General features: G+C 53.5%; 13 protein-coding genes. 2 read left to right on the top strand and 11 right to left on the bottom strand.

What is annotated here, in order from left to right:
* Positions 1-2: 2 nt before the first annotated feature.
* Both NSS83_RS32725 and NSS83_RS32720 read right to left on the bottom strand, forming a co-directional pair.
* On the bottom strand, positions 3-491 hold the full coding sequence (locus NSS83_RS32725) for a DUF2975 domain-containing protein (protein WP_341186506.1): 489 nt from the start codon (positions 489-491) through the stop codon (positions 3-5).
* Positions 492-586: 95 nt separating this feature from the next.
* Positions 587-1,471 carry a LysR family transcriptional regulator gene (locus tag NSS83_RS32720; protein WP_341186507.1) on the bottom strand — a complete coding sequence of 295 codons (885 nt, stop codon included), beginning with the start codon at positions 1,469-1,471 and terminating at the stop codon, positions 587-589.
* A gap of 128 nt (positions 1,472-1,599) precedes the next feature.
* On the opposite strand from NSS83_RS32720, the gene NSS83_RS32715 reads away from it, so the two are divergent.
* Positions 1,600-2,271 (top strand): O-methyltransferase, encoded by a 672-nt coding sequence (locus NSS83_RS32715; RefSeq protein ID WP_341186508.1) that lies wholly within the window; start codon positions 1,600-1,602, stop codon positions 2,269-2,271.
* A gap of 77 nt (positions 2,272-2,348) precedes the next feature.
* Here the strand turns inward: NSS83_RS32715 and NSS83_RS32710 are convergent, their stop codons facing one another.
* The 6 genes from NSS83_RS32710 to sbnA form a co-directional block, all read right to left on the bottom strand.
* Positions 2,349-3,269 (bottom strand): metal ABC transporter substrate-binding protein, encoded by a 921-nt coding sequence (locus tag NSS83_RS32710; RefSeq protein ID WP_341348798.1) that lies wholly within the window; start codon positions 3,267-3,269, stop codon positions 2,349-2,351.
* Positions 3,270-3,289: 20 nt separating this feature from the next.
* Positions 3,290-4,132 (bottom strand): metal ABC transporter permease, encoded by an 843-nt coding sequence (locus NSS83_RS32705; protein ID WP_341186510.1) that lies wholly within the window; start codon positions 4,130-4,132, stop codon positions 3,290-3,292.
* The gene (locus NSS83_RS32700) at positions 4,125-4,868 is read right to left on the bottom strand and encodes a metal ABC transporter ATP-binding protein (RefSeq protein WP_341348797.1); all 744 of its coding nucleotides are present in this window, start codon (positions 4,866-4,868) and stop codon (positions 4,125-4,127) included. The genes NSS83_RS32705 and NSS83_RS32700 overlap by 8 nt, the downstream gene beginning before the upstream one ends.
* An 859-nt stretch (positions 4,869-5,727) precedes the next feature.
* Positions 5,728-7,026, bottom strand: coding sequence for an ectonucleotide pyrophosphatase/phosphodiesterase (locus tag NSS83_RS32695; RefSeq protein ID WP_341186511.1), 1,299 nt, complete (start codon positions 7,024-7,026; stop codon positions 5,728-5,730).
* 16 nt (positions 7,027-7,042) lie between these two features.
* A complete protein-coding gene (locus NSS83_RS32690) occupies positions 7,043-8,269 on the bottom strand; it encodes an MFS transporter (protein WP_341347361.1) in 1,227 nt (408 codons plus the stop codon).
* A 279-nt stretch (positions 8,270-8,548) separates the two neighbouring features.
* Positions 8,549-10,771, bottom strand: a complete 2,223-nt coding sequence (gene sbnA / locus NSS83_RS32685) for a 2,3-diaminopropionate biosynthesis protein SbnA (RefSeq protein ID WP_341347360.1) — start codon at positions 10,769-10,771, stop codon at positions 8,549-8,551.
* Between the two features lie 170 nt (positions 10,772-10,941).
* Here sbnA and NSS83_RS32680 point away from each other — a divergent pair, with 170 nt between their 5' ends.
* Positions 10,942-11,778 carry a YheC/YheD family protein gene (locus NSS83_RS32680; RefSeq protein ID WP_341347359.1) on the top strand — a complete coding sequence of 279 codons (837 nt, stop codon included), beginning with the start codon at positions 10,942-10,944 and terminating at the stop codon, positions 11,776-11,778.
* Between the two features lie 48 nt (positions 11,779-11,826).
* Here NSS83_RS32680 and NSS83_RS32675 read toward each other — a convergent pair whose 3' ends face one another.
* From NSS83_RS32675 to NSS83_RS32665, 3 genes are all read right to left on the bottom strand, one after another.
* The gene (locus NSS83_RS32675; protein WP_341347358.1) at positions 11,827-12,534 is read right to left on the bottom strand and encodes a response regulator; all 708 of its coding nucleotides are present in this window, start codon (positions 12,532-12,534) and stop codon (positions 11,827-11,829) included.
* Positions 12,531-14,276 (bottom strand): sensor histidine kinase, encoded by a 1,746-nt coding sequence (locus tag NSS83_RS32670; RefSeq protein WP_341186516.1) that lies wholly within the window; start codon positions 14,274-14,276, stop codon positions 12,531-12,533. The genes NSS83_RS32675 and NSS83_RS32670 overlap by 4 nt, the downstream gene beginning before the upstream one ends.
* A gap of 96 nt (positions 14,277-14,372) precedes the next feature.
* Complete coding sequence (locus NSS83_RS32665; protein WP_341186517.1) at positions 14,373-15,950, bottom strand: extracellular solute-binding protein; 1,578 nt, start codon at positions 15,948-15,950, stop codon at positions 14,373-14,375.
* Between the last annotated feature and the right edge of the window lie 16 nt (positions 15,951-15,966).

The raw sequence follows: 15,966 nt of genomic DNA, 5'->3' as shown, positions 1-15,966 counted from the left end.
CCTCAGACTGTCAGATCATTCTCAGATTTCAATGCTATTGCCTCATTCAGGAGCTTCTGAAGTACGGCCGCGAATACGGCAATGACCATTGAAGCAAAAATCAGGATCAGCCCGATCACAATAATGCCCGGGGCATCATCCCGCTCCGCCAGCAGATAGAACAGCGGTAATCCTAAAGTGAACATTCCGCTGATCGACACTGCCGCATGCTTGATATGCTTCAGCACCCGTACCGAATTCTCCGAGAAAGCCTCATTACGGTCAATGAAGCCTAACAGCCTGTAGGCCTGGAACAGTGCTATAAAGAACGGCAGCGCCGCCCCGTAAAGATCGATCATTACCAGCACCTGGATGTAATTCTGGCCCGGATACAGCTCCAAGGCAAACTCCGCGATGGCCGGTACGGCAAAGATGCACAAGGCCAGCGCCGCCAGCGCAAATACAATAATGACCGCCTTCAGAAACGCCGTTGATCCCGGCTTACGATTCATCAAGAAACACCTCACTTATTAATGTGAGTTCAATTTAGCATATAATTTATCGTTAATCAATATTTTTTAATTGAAATAGAATATATTATTATTGTTTATTCCTGACGGCAGATATCTATGAACTGCTGAAGCGCAAGAGGCAGGGTCTCGTTCTTACGTGTGCAGACGGCAATGTTATTGCTTAGCTGAATGCCCTCCACATGAACACGGGACAATTGCTTCCATTCCACATAGTCCCGCACAGCCAGCGAGGAGATGAAGTTGGCCCCATAGCCCGCCATCACTGAACGGATCACTTCACCCAGCCCGCTGAACTGCAGAGTCACACGCGGCGGCTTCAGGCCATAGGCCGTGCATAACGAGACCAGCCGCGCCCGGGTGGAGCTGCCCTCCTCACGCATCACGAACGGCTCCTGCATCATCTCCGGCAGCGATACCGTACGGCCTGCGAAGGGATGGGAAGGGGCCACTACGAACCACAGCTCATCCTCCAAAAGCTCCAGCCAGTCCACATCCTCCGGCTTCTCCTTGGCCCCGCCCCCATAGAAGGCGACGTCCGCATCACGTCTCTGCAATTGCTCAAAGGCCTGCTGCGAATTCGTCGTTGTGATCTCAATCTCCACCCCCGGATGCCCGGCCTTGAACCGGGCCGCCCAACCCGGCACCAGGAAATTAGCCGGAAGGTAGGTGGCGGCAATGCGCAGCTTCCCCTTCCTGCCCTGACGGTAATCCTCTATGAACTCCTCCATCCGCTTCTCATAGGTGAACAGATTGCCTGCTTGCTTCGCCAGCTCTGTACCGAAGGGCGTCAGCGAAATCCCCCGGCCGCTGGGGTTGAACAGCGTCAGCCCCAGCTCCTTCTCGAACTTTTTGATCTGGCTGGTCACCGCCGGCTGGCTGATATTAAGCAAGGCTGACGCCTTCGTAACACTGCCCGTCTCAGCAACATAATAGAATAACCTCAGAGCATGAAGGTTCATAAGCATTCTCCATTCATAATCTAAATGTATGTTAATTGTACAAACATATATTAGTATTATGAATGATTTTACCTTATATTTAAAGCAGATCCAATACAACTAAAAAAACAACTAACGGAGGGATTCACATGAACGAACAGAGCAAATGGAGTAAGGTCGATGACTATTTCAATAACAATCTGCTGGACGAAGACCTGGTGCTGAACGCCGTACTGGATGCCCAAGCCGGGGCTGGTCTGCCGGATATCGCTGTCGCTCCCAACCAGGGGAAGCTGCTGCACCTGCTCGCCAAGATGAAGGGGGCCGCCAACATTCTCGAAATCGGCACCCTGAGCGGATACAGCACCATCTGGCTGGCGCGGGCGTTGCCGGAGCACGGACGGCTGGTCTCGCTGGAATTCGAGCACAAGCATGTCGTTGTCGCTGAGGATAATCTGAGAATGGCGGGGCTGGCAGACAAGACAGAGATCATTGAAGGTCCGGCGCTGGATTCGCTGGCGCTGCTGGAAGCCCGGGGAACGGAGCCGTTCGACTTCATCTTCATTGATGCCGACAAGCCGAACAATCCGCATTACCTGAAGTGGGCGCTGAAGCTGGCCCGGCCGGGCGCGGTCATTGTGGCCGATAATGTAGTGCGCGACGGCGAGGTGATTAATCCGGACAGTGCAGATGACCGGGTGCAGGGCATCCGCCGGTTCATGGATCTGCTCGCGGAAGAGCCGCGCATAGATGCTACGGCCCTGCAGACAGTGGGCAGCAAGGGCTATGACGGATTTGTGTTAGGCATTGTTAACGCTTGAATAATGAACAATAACGGAAATAACCCGCCAAGACTGGATAAGCAATCCATCCACGCTGGCGGGTTATTTGTTGAAGTCTAACGGGACAAGCCCTCAACGACCTTATCGATATTCCACTTGGTCATCTTCAGGTAGGTGTCTCCGTCTTCCCCTTCCTTAGCCAGAGAATCTGTGAAAATCCTGGAATGGACCGGCACCCCGGTCTCGCGGGATATCGTCTCCATCGTCTTGGGATTGACACTCGTCTCCAGGAATAACGCCGGAATCTGCTTCTCCTTGATCATGCCGATGATCCGGTTCATCTGCTCCGGTGTTCCCTGGCTGTCGGTGTTGATCTCCCAAATGAAGGCGGACTCGAAGCCATAGGCCCGGGAAAAGTATTTGAAGGCCCCTTCACTGGTGACCAGGACGCGCTTCTCCTGCGGGACCTTGCTCACAGCTTCCTTGGCATACTGATCCAGCTCCGTCAGCTCCTTCACGTACGCGGTCTGGTTATCCAGATAATACTGCTTGTTGTCCGGGTCCTGTTCAATCACTCGCTCAGTGATGACCTCCACATACTTGACCGCGTTCAGTATATCCAGCCAGGCATGAGGGTCAACCTGGGACTCCTTCCCCTTCTCGGTCAGGTACATCGGCGTGACCTTTTCGGAGACGGCAAATGCGGCCGCTTCCTTTTTCGTCACCTTGAGCAGATCCTGGAACCAGCCTTTGCCGGTCTCCAGATTCAAGCCATTATAGAAAATAAGGTCCGCGCTGGAAACCTTGCCTGTATCTGCGGGCAGCGGATCATACATATGCGGGTCTGTGCCGATAGGTACCATACTGTAGACCTCCGCCTTATCTCCGGTAATATTCCGGGTCATGTCTGCAAGGATGGAATAGGTGGCTACAATCTGCAGCTTCCCGTCACCTTCCGCCTCCTCCTTGCTGGTACTGCTGTCAGAACAAGCTGCGAGCAGCAGAAGGAGCAGGGATACGGTTATGATTTTGACGATATGAATCCGGTTTGTACGTCTCATGCTTGCTTCAGTCCTTTCCGCAGAAAATTATTCTTGGGCGATATGATGAATGAAATGCTGAACAGGGTGACGCCTACCAGCACGATTGTTGCACTTGTCGGCAGATTATAGCGGAAGCTCACGTATACGCCGATGATCCCTGAGGCTGCCCCTACTGCGGAGGCTAATACGATCATATGCAGCAAGGAATTGGACCACAGATACGAGGTGGCTGCCGGGATGACCAGCATGGCGATGACCAGCACAATGCCAACCTGGGACAAGGAGGAGACGGTCACTACGGAGAGCAGCATCATCAGCAGATAATGATAGAAGCCGGTCTTCAGCCCGTAAGCCTTCGCTACCACCGGGTCGAACGAGCTGATCAGCAGTTCTTTATACAGCAGAGTAATAATGGCAAGCACCGCCAGCATGATGATGAAGGATTGCAGCAGCTCGGACTGCGGGACGGCCAGAATGTTGCCGAACAGAATATGAGTGAGATCCAGCCCGCTGCGGGCAAATGTAATCAGGACAATACCGAGTGCAAAGAAGGAGCTGAGAATGATGCCGATGGAGGTATCGCTCTTGATATTGCTGCGGCTGGTGATGAATTGAATGAGAATAGCGGCTAACAGGCCGAACAACGAAGCGCCCAGCAGGATGTTGATGCCCAGAATATAAGACAGGGCGACGCCCGGAAGCACCGCGTGAGATAAGGCATCGCCCATCAGCGACATTTTGCGCAGAACGATGAAGCTGCCCAGCGCCCCCGAGACAATCCCGAGAATAATCGCAGATAACCCGGCGTTCAGCGCGTATACCGGAATATTCAGCAGACTGGATAAGGACTCAATCATGAGCGGCACCTCCTGCTCCCTGGATCATTACATTGCCCAAAGATGTACCGTAGGCTCTGCGGATATTCTCTGTGGTGAAGGTGTCCTGCACATCTCCGAAGGCGATAAGCTGCTTGTTGAGCAGAATGATCAGGTCAAAATATTCTTCGACCTCATGCAGATCATGGTGCACTGTCAGAATGGTCTTGCCTTCCTCGCGGAGCTGTTTGAACAGGTCCACAATGATACGCTCACTAACCATATCAATGCCGACAAACGGCTCATCCAGGAAAAACACACTGGCCTCCTGGGCCAGCGCCCGGGCGATAAACACCCGCTGCAGCTGCCCGCCGGACAAATTGCTGATCTGCTTATCCGCAAGGTCACCGATCTCCACCATCGCCATGCTGCGCTCCGCAATAGTCCGCTCCTTCTTACCCGGACGCCGGAACAGCTTCAGGTTCGGATAAGTTCCGGTCAGCACTGTATCCTTAACTGTAATGGGAAAAGTCAGGTCAATATCGTTCTTCTGCGGCACGTAGGCGATATTCCGTCTGTACAGGGCAATGTCCTTGCCCTCCGCCTTCACCGTTCCGCTTCTCTTCTTGATCACATCCAGCAGTGCCTTAATGAACGTGGACTTCCCGGCGCCATTGGGCCCGATAATGCCCACCGAATGCCCGAAGGGGATATCGAGCGTCACTCCTTCCAGCGCTGAATTGCCGAAATAATCAACGTTCAAGCCTTTAATCTGAATCATGTCTGCACCCCGTCTCTTGTTTGGACTATCTATATAAATTGAACTAATGATTTTTAGGTTTGGGATTGGCCGTGACTCCAGAGAAGTTTTGGACTTCCGGCCGCTGTTGTCCCCAGATTTCTTGATTCGAACCGCTGTACGCGGTAGAAATCCGGTGACTGCGGGTGCTTACGATGCGAGCTTTCCTACGGAAAGCTTTCAGGCGGAAGCTACCGCTCCTCCAGTTCCAAAATTCCCCACCGCCACTTTTCCCTTTACATATATTTTCAAGTTCAATCTATATAGCAATTTAATGAATCTATTGTGTATATTGTTTCTCATAAACACAATTGTTTCCCTAAGGAAACTTTTATTCTTATGGATAATATATTTGATCATAGGCAAATTGTCAACGGTAATTTAAATTTTAATTACAGTCGTGCCGTTGATTAATGTTCAGGGGCGGCGCCCCCCTCTTAGCGGCAAATAGGTGGAAAAACGTATCTTAATAAGCCCGCTTTAGGCAAATACAAGGTAATAAGTGGAAATAATACAACCGAAATAGTTTGTTTGGGCTTCTGCGGCTGGAAAGGCTGAAATTAAGTGTTGTTTATACAACTGTTGTCCGGGAAGCGCTCATTCGTTCATCAGCAAGTGGAGGAAATCCACCTGTTTCCTAAGGCTAACGCTACTCTACTAAGCACCAGCAGATTGTATTTGCTTTTCCGCATACGTTTGGCCTACGAGTACACGCACCCCACCCCGCAACACCGCATGAGCAAGCTATCATCCTATTTGCCGATACAACCAACGATAAAAAAAGCCCGACCCGGCTGCCGCGTGCGCGGACATCCTGATCAGACCGATTGAAGTTGCTCTATTCTTCAAAAATCTCCTCCAGCACCCGCCCGTCCCCCGGCCCGAACCCCAGCCCCAGAATCCGTCCCATCGTCGGGGCGATGTCAACCATCTCCAGATCGCCGATGGGGTAGCTCTGCTTGATCCCTGCGCCTGCGATGACGAGATTGCAGCGGTATCCGCTTGCATCCGGCGAGTAGCCGTGCGTAGCATAGCGAATGCCCTCGGCCTGCAGATCGGTGACCAGCGTGTCTGTCAACGCCTCATCGAAGCTGTAGCTCCGCTGTGCTTCTAGCATGACTTTTGCCACTGGACTGGCATGGAGCTTCTTCAGCGTCTCTTCCGTATATACACTCTCAATTCCCGGTGCTCCATCTCGCCTGTATTCATCCACCGCCGCCAAGGCCAGCCGCTGCGCCTCCTCATCTCCGGGCTGTACATGCAGATAAGCTGAACCGCCGCCGCTCTGGAAGTAAGCCCGCCAGTGCATCACGCCGTCCTTGTCATAGATCAGCCCTTTAGCCTGCAAAAGATTGTTCAAATGCAGCTTGTAGCGCACGTTGAACTGACCATGGTCACCAAGCACCATAATCACCGTCTGCTCCCGGATTCCGGCATCCTCTACCGCCTGCATGATCTCACCCAGCCGGTTGTCCATCCGCAGGATGACATCGTCTACTTCCCCGCAGTCCGTGCCGTACATATGCTTGGTGTCATCCAGGTCAATCAGATGCATCATGAGCAGGTTCGGCTTATGACGCTTAATTGTATCGGCGGCGCACTTCGTGGTGAAGTTATCAAGCTGCGGCTGGGCGATGCCCTGCCTGATCCGTCCGTATTTCAGCTCCAGCCGGGCGCAGTACAGGGGACTGCCGCTTCGCAGTATCTTGAGCGCCTGATTCTCCCCTTTTAGCGCCCGGATCTCTGGAATATTATACTGGATCGAGGACTTGCCGCTTACCGGCCACAGTAGTCCCGCCGTACTCAGCCCCGCCTTATGTGCTGCATCATAGATCGTTGGTACCTGTACCGCCTCGCGGAACCAGAACCAGCGCTGCTCCTCCTCCGGCACGAACGGCTGCAGCGGATTGTTGTGATGAATACCATGCTTATCCGGGTAGACGCCGGTAGCGATGGTAGTGTGCACCACGTAAGTGAGCGTGGGATAGACACTTCTGAGACGGTTGCTGTAGGCACCGCCGGTGATTAGCTTCGACAGATTGGGCAGGCGGCTGGCCATCTCCCAGTGGTCTTCAGAGAAGGCATCATAGGAAATGACGATCAGATGCTTGGCTGCAGAGAGTGGTTGCGGTTGCAATCCGGCAGATTCCATACTATGTCCCCTTTGGCAATGTGATGAAGATGAAGCAGCCGATCAGAAAGAGCGGAATGATCGATAAAATACTATAGCGGGCATCCCCGGTCAAGGTAGTGGTCAGTGACATTAAGGCAGGGCCGAGAATCGCCGCGAACTTGCCGAAAATATTATAGAACCCGAAGAATTCGTTGGAATTCTCCTTCGGGATGATTTTAGCGAAATAGGACCGGCTAAGCGCCTGAATACCGCCCTGTGCCGAGCCGATCAGCGCACCTAGCAGGAAGATATGCCACACCGAGCTAATGAAGAACGCTGCGATACAAGAAATAACGTAGGTGAAGATTCCGGCAATAATCAGATTCCGGGCGGAGTAGGTTTTGGCCAGATTGCCATAGAGAATCGCGCAGGGAAAGGCAATAATCTGGATGATGAGCAGAATTCCCAGCAGCGTGAAGGTGTCCAGGGCATCTGTGCCGAGGACCGAGGTGGCGTAGGGCACAACCATTTTGATAATCGTATCCACTCCGTCAATATAGAAGAAGTAAGCAAGCAGGAACACAAACACTATCCGGTGCTGGCGGATATTCCTGAAGGTGACAGCGATACGCTGGAAGCTCCGGGCCACAGGCTTCGGCTCAGGCTCGATATAATATCTCTGCTTCACATCCCGGATCATCGGCACCGTCAGCAGTCCCCACCAGAGCGCCGTAATGATGAACCCGATCTGGTAGCCGATGGCCTTGTCCATTCCCAGCAGGAAGATCAGCAGCAGACTGATGCCGAACGGAATACAACTGAAGATGTAGCCGTAGGCAAACCCTCGGGTAGACACCTTGTCCATCCGTTCATCCTCCGTAATATCCACCAGGAAGGAATCGTAGAAGATATTAGACCCGGCGAAGCCGACCGCTGACAGAATGTAAAAGGCAATAAGCAGCTGCCATTGCCCGCTCTCCGGGGACACGAAGGCCAGGGATGCGGTGGCAAGGATACCGAGCGCAGCGAAAAAAATAAAGAACCGCTTCTTCCGGTCCTTATAATCGGCAATCGTACCGAGAATCGGGCTGAGGACCGCGACCAGAATACTGGCGATCGAATTGAAGTACCCCAGATCCATGCTGCTGCCCACATTATTGAACATCCCGAAGATAATCGGCAGCAGCGCCGTAGTCACGGCCATCGAATAAGCGGAATTCCCGCAGTCGTACAGAATCCACGATCTCTCCTCTTTGCTTAGCTTCATCTCATCTTCTCCTCTTATAACCGATTGTTTCAGTTATATCACGCGAACATATGAAGCATGTTAATGGGGTGTAAAATCACGGGCAGTTCTGTTATTACGATTACGTCCATCATACCATAGGCCTTCTTCCCAGGTGATGACTATATCTGAATCCGCTCGTACAGGCCGCCAAAGAATGCCGCCCCCCTCCGACTATGAGCTTGACCCGACGGCTCCTAGCCGATCAAGCCAAGCTCAGGTAAGGTTTGTTTGGCTGCCCGTAAAAGTTCCCACCTGTGATCACACCAGGAACTCTTCCGTGTCTGACAGCAGCTCCGCTCCGAATTGGCTCTGAACCCAGGTGTCCGAGTAGACCGTATCGAGATACCGTTCCCCCTTATCATGCAGGATGGCGGTGCAGACTGCGCCGGGAGGGATCTCCTCCTTAAGTTGCCGAATAGCGGCAAGCACTGCCCCGGAGGAGGCTCCGGCCAGAATGGATTCCCTGCGGGCCAGCGCCCGGCAGCCCTTCACCATATCAGCGTCAGTCACATGCACAATCCGGTCGATCAGCTCCAGTCTGCGCAGCGGCGGCACAATACCGGCACCCAGTCCAGGGAAGAGCCGCTTCTTCGGATGGCCGCCAAAAATAACACTACCCTCTGCATCCACCGCCACAATCCGGGTCCGCAGTCCCTTGTCCTTCACGTATTCTGCCAGCCCGTTTATCGTTCCGCAGGTACTGACACTACAGAACAGATAATCGACCTGCCCCAGCTCCGTCACGATCTCCGGCATGGTCGTATCATAATGGGATAGATAGTTATTGGGACTAGCGTACTGATTCGGCCAATAGCTGCCCGGTATCTCCGCGAGCAGCTGCTGCACACGCTTCAGCCGGGCCGGCAGGAATTCCCCGGTTTCAGGATCCGGGCGGTCAATGAAATCAATGTCCGCACCCAGCGCCTTCAGCATCTGAATATTCATCCCGGTAGTTCTGGCATCCACCACACTGATGAAGGTCATCCCGAGCTGCTTGCATATCATGGCCAGGCTGATGGCCATATTCCCGGAGCTGGATTCAATGATTACGGTCCCAGGCCCGATAAGCCCTTCCTTCCAGGCCTCCCGGATCATCCACAGTGCTGGACGGTCTTTAGCGCTTCCTCCGGGGTTCATTAGCTCCATTTTGGCATATACGCTGAACCCGCTTTCGGGAAACAGATGGTCCAGCTTGAGAAGTGGTGTATGCCCGATAGCCGATAATATCCCGCTGTTAAGCTGCGGCTCAGCCCTCTGCTCCACTGCCTGCCGCTTCATTTGATCTTTCCGGTAATACAGCTTCTTATTCTTCACCTGCCCGCCCGCAAGCTCCCCGTCCTCTGCCGTCAGAATGACCTCAATATCGTCAAGCAGGTGATTGGCGATCATCAGACCAATCTCCGGGATGCATGACCTGATCTCTTCCCTGATGACCGGAACGCAGGTAGGATCTGCTGACCTGCTCTGGATATACACGGATAATGCATTATGGCTGACCCCGACCCGGACCCTGGCCTGCTGAAGGTGACGGTAGACCACCTGTTCAATATCGTAGATGCTGATTTTCTCCCCATGCTTCAGTTCGCGGCCCACCCGCTTGACGATGGACTGGAAGCTCTGCCGCTCCACCCCGTCTACCTCCACAGTCCTGAAATCCCTCACCACATCATAGGTGACAAACCGGAGGGCTGGCAGCAGCTTACGCACAGTTGAGGTCAGCACGAGAATTCCTTCACCGTTACCCAGCGGGTCGAGTCCTTCTCCTACGATCTCCGTTCCTACGGTTTCGGCAACGATGCCTTCAGCCAGCAGATACCGGCCCAGCTCATGCGAATAATAAGCAATCGTGCCGATTTCAATTGAGCCGTACGTATCGGTAATATCCTCCGGCTTCAGGCCGAACAGGCGGGCCATATTCTGCTGCCACTCCTGTGTAGCGATCTCGCCGACCAGAATGATTTTGCGGATTCCAAACGCCAGGGGGTCTTCTGCTGCATGTACGATGTGATCCAGGATAGAGGGCATTGTGTAGAGCAGGTCGGGCTGGAAAGCCTGAATACGCTCAATATGCTGTTCTACCGGCAACTCGAAGGGAATGGAGCTGTTCACCAGTCCCAGCCGTGCAAAAATAGCCAGTGCCGTATCCGCAGCATGTCCGGTTCCCATATCCGCCAGCGCCCTGGCACATCCGCTTCCCCGAAGCAATTCCCCGAACAGCCTGGTTTTGATATCGATATAATGCTGTTCATCCTCTTCCGAATAGACGATTGCCTTACGCCGTCCTGTACTGGTGCCCGAGGTCCGGTAGACGGCAAGAGAAGGATCGGGTTCATTATTATAATAATGAGTGTCCAGCAGATCCGAAGTCATCAGGGGAAGATACTCCAGACTGTAATTCTCGTGCTCATTGCCCATAAGATCCTTGTACCAGGGGAAGTACCTGATTACTTCGTTTACTTGATCCCGCCACTGCTCCCTCATTCCATTCGACGCCTCCCGCACCGGTTGCCTGAACGCAGCCTCCCGGATAAATACCTTCAATAATCTATGTATTCATCTGCCTGTGTGTTCGGCCCCGGGGCATCCGCCCAAGCCAAATCCGGCTCTGTACCGTACTATAGCCTATTAGAGTCTATGAACGGAGGAGTAGCATGAAGGAGCAAATCAGCCGGATATCCAATAAATTAACGAAGACAAGGGTACTGGCGAAGAAGGCTGAATTAAAGCGGCATATCCCGGAGACCCGGCAATTAAACCAGAGAGTACTCCAGGCGATGCTGCAAAACCATCAGATGGTCTATATTAAGCCCTGCTGCGGTTCGTTAGGCGAAGGGGTCATAAGGGTTGAACAGCGGATACTGCGGAGTGGTAGCGGCGCTGGCGGAAACGAAGCTGATTCGGGGACCACGCGGTCCTACCGTTATCAGGCAGGGACAAGGATAAGCACATTCAGTAATTATAACGAGGCATATGAGGCCCTCCTGACGGAGACCCGGGGCCGGGCCTATCTGGTGCAAAAGGGCATCCGGCTGCTGACTTACGGCGGACGGCCTTTTGATATCCGCGTGATGGTGCAGCGTAATCCTCAGGGAGAGTGGGAGGCTACAGGAGCGGCGGGACGCGTGGCACATCCGCACAAGGTGGTTACGAATGGCAGCCAAGGCGGAACCATCTATCCGGTGGAGACGCTGCTGAAGGCTTACACCCGTTCCGGGAAGCGCAAGCCTCTGCTTGCCCAAATGCACAGGCTTGGCGTGAAATGCGCCATCCAGTTAAGCTCTGTCTATCCCGGCCTTAAGGAGATCGGCGTCGACTTGGCTCTGGACCGGCGGCTGATCCCGTGGATTCTGGAGGTGAACACCGCCCCCGATCCCTGCCCGTTCACCAAGCTGAAGGATACCCGGATGCTGGACCGGATCGTAAGATACGGCAAAGCCTACGGGCGTACCTACAAGCTCAAGTGCATGAAGGCCAAGAGGGGCGTGTAGGTACAGCATGCCCCATCCTTGCGCCCGCCCTCCGGCCGCACGCAAGCTTCAGTGATTGTCACGGTAAGCCCCCGGGGTGCTGCCGGTGTATTTTTTGAACACCTTGTTGAAGTAATGCTTGTTCTCATACCCGACCCGGCGTCCGATCTCGACTACCGGCAGATCCCGGTGGAGGCTCAGCAGCTTCTGCGCTTCCTTGATCCGGGTGGTATTCAGGTAATTGACGAACGTATCGCCGGTGACCTTCTTGAACAGGCTGCTGATGTAATTCGGATGAAGATGCATCAGCTCAGCCAGATGATCCAGGGACAGGTCATTCATATAATTCAGCCGGGTATAGGCAAGAATCCGCTTGGCATGAGGCGGACAGTCCGTGCTGTCCAGGGAGGGAAGATTCCGGTTCACCTGACTCAGCAGCCGGGCTACCTCCTCCTTATCCACCGGCTTCAGCAGGTAGTCCACTACCCCGTAGCGGAGTGCCCGGCGGGCATATTCGAAGTCATCATGTCCGGTAAGAATAATGAAGCGCTCACATAAACCGTTCTCCTTCGCCTCCTCCATCATCTCGAACCCGTTCTTCTCCGGCATATGCAGATCGGTTACTGTCACATCCGGCATATATTCCTTCATCATCTGAAGCGCCTCGAAGGCGTCGCCGGCCTCGCGGATCTCAGCTCCGACCGGCGCGGCTCCGCCAATCACCTTCACCAGCCCTCCAAGGATAATCGGCTCATCGTCTACGATCAGAATTCTCATGCTTGCTCTGCCGCCCCTTTCGATAGGATGATGGTCAGGCAGGTCCCCTTGCCCTCCTCACTCTCAAGAACCAGCCGTGAGGTCCCGCCATAAAATGATTTAATCCGTTCGCTCACATTATACAGCCCTACGCCTCCCTCCGTCTCATCCTGAGCCTTCACCTCTTCCCCGCGGGATAACCGGGCGCGAATAAGCCGTACCTGTTCCTCAGGAATGCCAATACCGCTGTCCGACACGCTGATTCGGATCTCATCCGCCGTTTCCTTCGCCTGTATCAGGATATGGACCGGCCGCAGCGTCACGGCAGCTCCGTGAATAATACTATTCTCCACCAGCGGCTGGAGGATGAATCTTGGACAGATCAGGGTCTCGGCAGCCACAGCGATATCGACCTCATAGGTGAGTCTTTTTTGCAGCCGCATTTTGTGAATATTGAGGTAGAAGACTACGGTCTCAAGTTCTTGGGAAAGAACGGTATGATCGTCCTGGGCAGACAGGCTGTAGCGCATCAGCTTGCCGAACCAGTAAGAGATCTCGGCCACTTCCTTGTCGTTGTTCGATTCGGCCAGCATGCGGATGGTCTCCAGCGTATTATAGAGAAAATGCGGCTTGATCTGGGCCTGAAGCACCTTGTAAGCGGCTTCCTTATTGCGCAGCTCGGCCCGGTGGACATTGTTGATCAGCTCATCCATGCGCAGGAGCATCGAATTATAGGTCTCGGTCAGGAAGCTGATCTCATCCCTTCGCCCCGGCTTATCCTCCTTGCTGACCGACTGCTTCAGGTTGTCATCATTCAGATTGCGCATATGTCTGGCAAGACGGAGAACGCGCTTCGTAATCGTTGAAGCCAGTGTGTAATAGGCAAACGACAATAACGCAAGCAGCACCGCGAAAGTCGTAATCATCACCAGCTCCTGGCTCCGGATCGAGCGGAACACTTCGGATACCTTGCCGATTACGGCGACACGTACGCCCAGTTCCTTCATATATAACTGATTAACAATGACCTCCCGGTTGATGAAATAGGTCTGCGCTTCTCCCGAGGCCAGTCTTCTCCAGGTGGCATCGTCCACCGCTGCGGGAATGCCTTCCCGCTCCAGCGGCTTGCCCTCCGCCGGCAGCAGCAGCGCGGTCCAATCCCCTCCGCCTGTCGCCCGGTAGAACTTGCGGATCAGCTCACTGCCGACCCGCAGCTCCAGCAGTCCCACAATCTCGGTAAAATCATTGTTATATATATTCTGATAGAATACCAGCGGGGGAGCTTCCACCTTGGAGTCGGGGAGTATCCATTTGCCCTGTCCCGGCCGCAGCATACGGGTAGCCTCGGCACCCTGTTCATCCAGCGCCGATAGTTCGAGCAGCCGGTCAGTAATGGGCAGCACGCCCTGCTTGGTCAGATAGATTCTGATGCCCTCAATCTCAGGACTGATATTAAGCGATTGCATAATCACCGGATTAATATAACGGTTGTAGGCATATACACTCTCTGCGTCCGTCTCATAGCTGCCGTCCAGATAATCTGTGACATACGGATTGTATTGCAGCATCCGCTGCGTGGAATCAATCCGGGCCAGGTCCGCCTTCATGTTGGCATAAGCCTGCTCCAGAATCTTCTGACGGCTCTCCACAAACTGGCCGCTTACACTGTCATAGATCTTACTATAATAATAGTAACCAAACGCAACTACCGGAATAAAAATCAGAAGGATATACCCTGCTATCATTTTGCGTACAATGCTCACGGCAGTCTGTCCCTCCGGTGCCTGACTTGTGTTCTATAATCCTACCATGAACATGTAAAACCCGGTAGAGACTGATCTCTACCGGCAGGAATTCGCTTACTTGAACAATTCTTTTTTCTTCTGATAGGTTGCATTCGCCCAGTCGGTGAGCTTCTGCAAGCCAATGTTCTCTGCGTTCTTCAGCATATTCTCATAGGCTGCTACTGCGGCTTCCTCCGATTCAGCCAGATAGATTTTGACCTTCTCATTCTTGACCATCTCATCGATCTTGGTCTTAATGGTCTTCTCCTGTGAATCCGGCTGAGTCTGGATCAGGCCGATCTCCGGCTTGTAGATGCGGATCGACTTCAGATCCATCAGCGCCTGAGTTTTCTGCAGCTCAGGAACATAGGACAGCATGCCTTCAGTAACTCCATCATTATAGAGATACCACCACTTAATACCGTTGCTGTTCACGAAATCGGCATCGGACGGATTGTATTTGAAATCGGGGTGGCCTTCTTCATTCCAGGTCCAGTGCACGCCCTCTACCCCGAACATCGTCAGCTTCTTGCCCTCGTCGCTGGCCAGATACTGGATGAATTTGATGGAGGCCTCCGGGTCCTTATTCTTCTTGGTGATAAAGGTTCCGGAGAAGCCGAGTCCTGAGCTGACTACCTTGGCATCCTTCGACAATACGCTTGGCAGCATCTTGAAGGAGAAATTCCCCTGATTGCTCTTGATCTTGATGTTATCGGTATCTGCGGTGGATACGGTGTGGCTATGGGCGAAGGCTTTGCCGCCCGTAGCATATTGATCATCAATCTGGTCATTGGCCAGTGCGAAATTCTCAGCCAGGATATAGCCGTTGCGGTACAGGCTATTCATGAACTTGAAGAAGTCCAGCATCTTGGGCTGCCTGATCGCATATTCCACCTTGCCGTCCTGTTCATACCAGCCGTCGAGCAGGGTCTCCGTACCGAATTGGGCCAGGAAATACTGCTCGATCCAGTCCTTGTCCATAATCAGCGGGACCATCTCGGGATATTTCTCCTTGACCATGCCCAGCACCTTGACGAAATCATCCAGGGTCTTAATCGGCGGATTCCCCAGCTCCTTCAGAATATCCTCCCGTACCGCGATGCCAGGGTTGCCGTCGCTGCCTAACGAATATTTACTATTCTTCATCTCCTCCTGGGTCGCAAAGGAATTCCGCACGGTATAGAAATTGCCGTCATCCATGGTATGGATGGCAATCCGGGTCTTGTCAATCTTGAAATCCGGCGCATATTTCTCAATCAGTTCATTCCAGGAATACGACAGCTTCGAGTCGGATAACCGGTCTACATTGGAAGAGGTGAACACCAGGTCCGGCAGGTCACCGGAGGCAATCATCAGCGGAAGCTGTTTGTCATCGGTGGCAACCGTAACCTTCAGCTTCACCCCTGTCTTCTCGGTAATCATGTCGGCGACCGGGCCCTTCCATTCCGTAACCGGGTACCACGACGCATCAATGAACAGGCTTAACTCCTTCACCTGTCCGGGCTTGGCAGGTGCATTCCCGCCTGCTGCGGCGTCCGGGCTGCCGGACGGGGCGGGCTGGGCGGTATTTCCCCCGTTACCGCCGCAGGCGGATAACACTACGGCCATTGAGAGTGCGGCTGCGACGATCTTGAAGCTTCTGCTTTTGTTCAAGCTAATCCCTCCATGA

This window comes from Paenibacillus sp. FSL H3-0469 (assembly GCF_038051945.1).
Taxonomy (GTDB): Bacteria; Bacillota; Bacilli; order Paenibacillales; family Paenibacillaceae; genus Paenibacillus_AQ.
The sequence above is the reverse complement of the archived record's forward strand: the minus strand, read 5'-3'. Positions and strand labels throughout refer to the sequence as shown.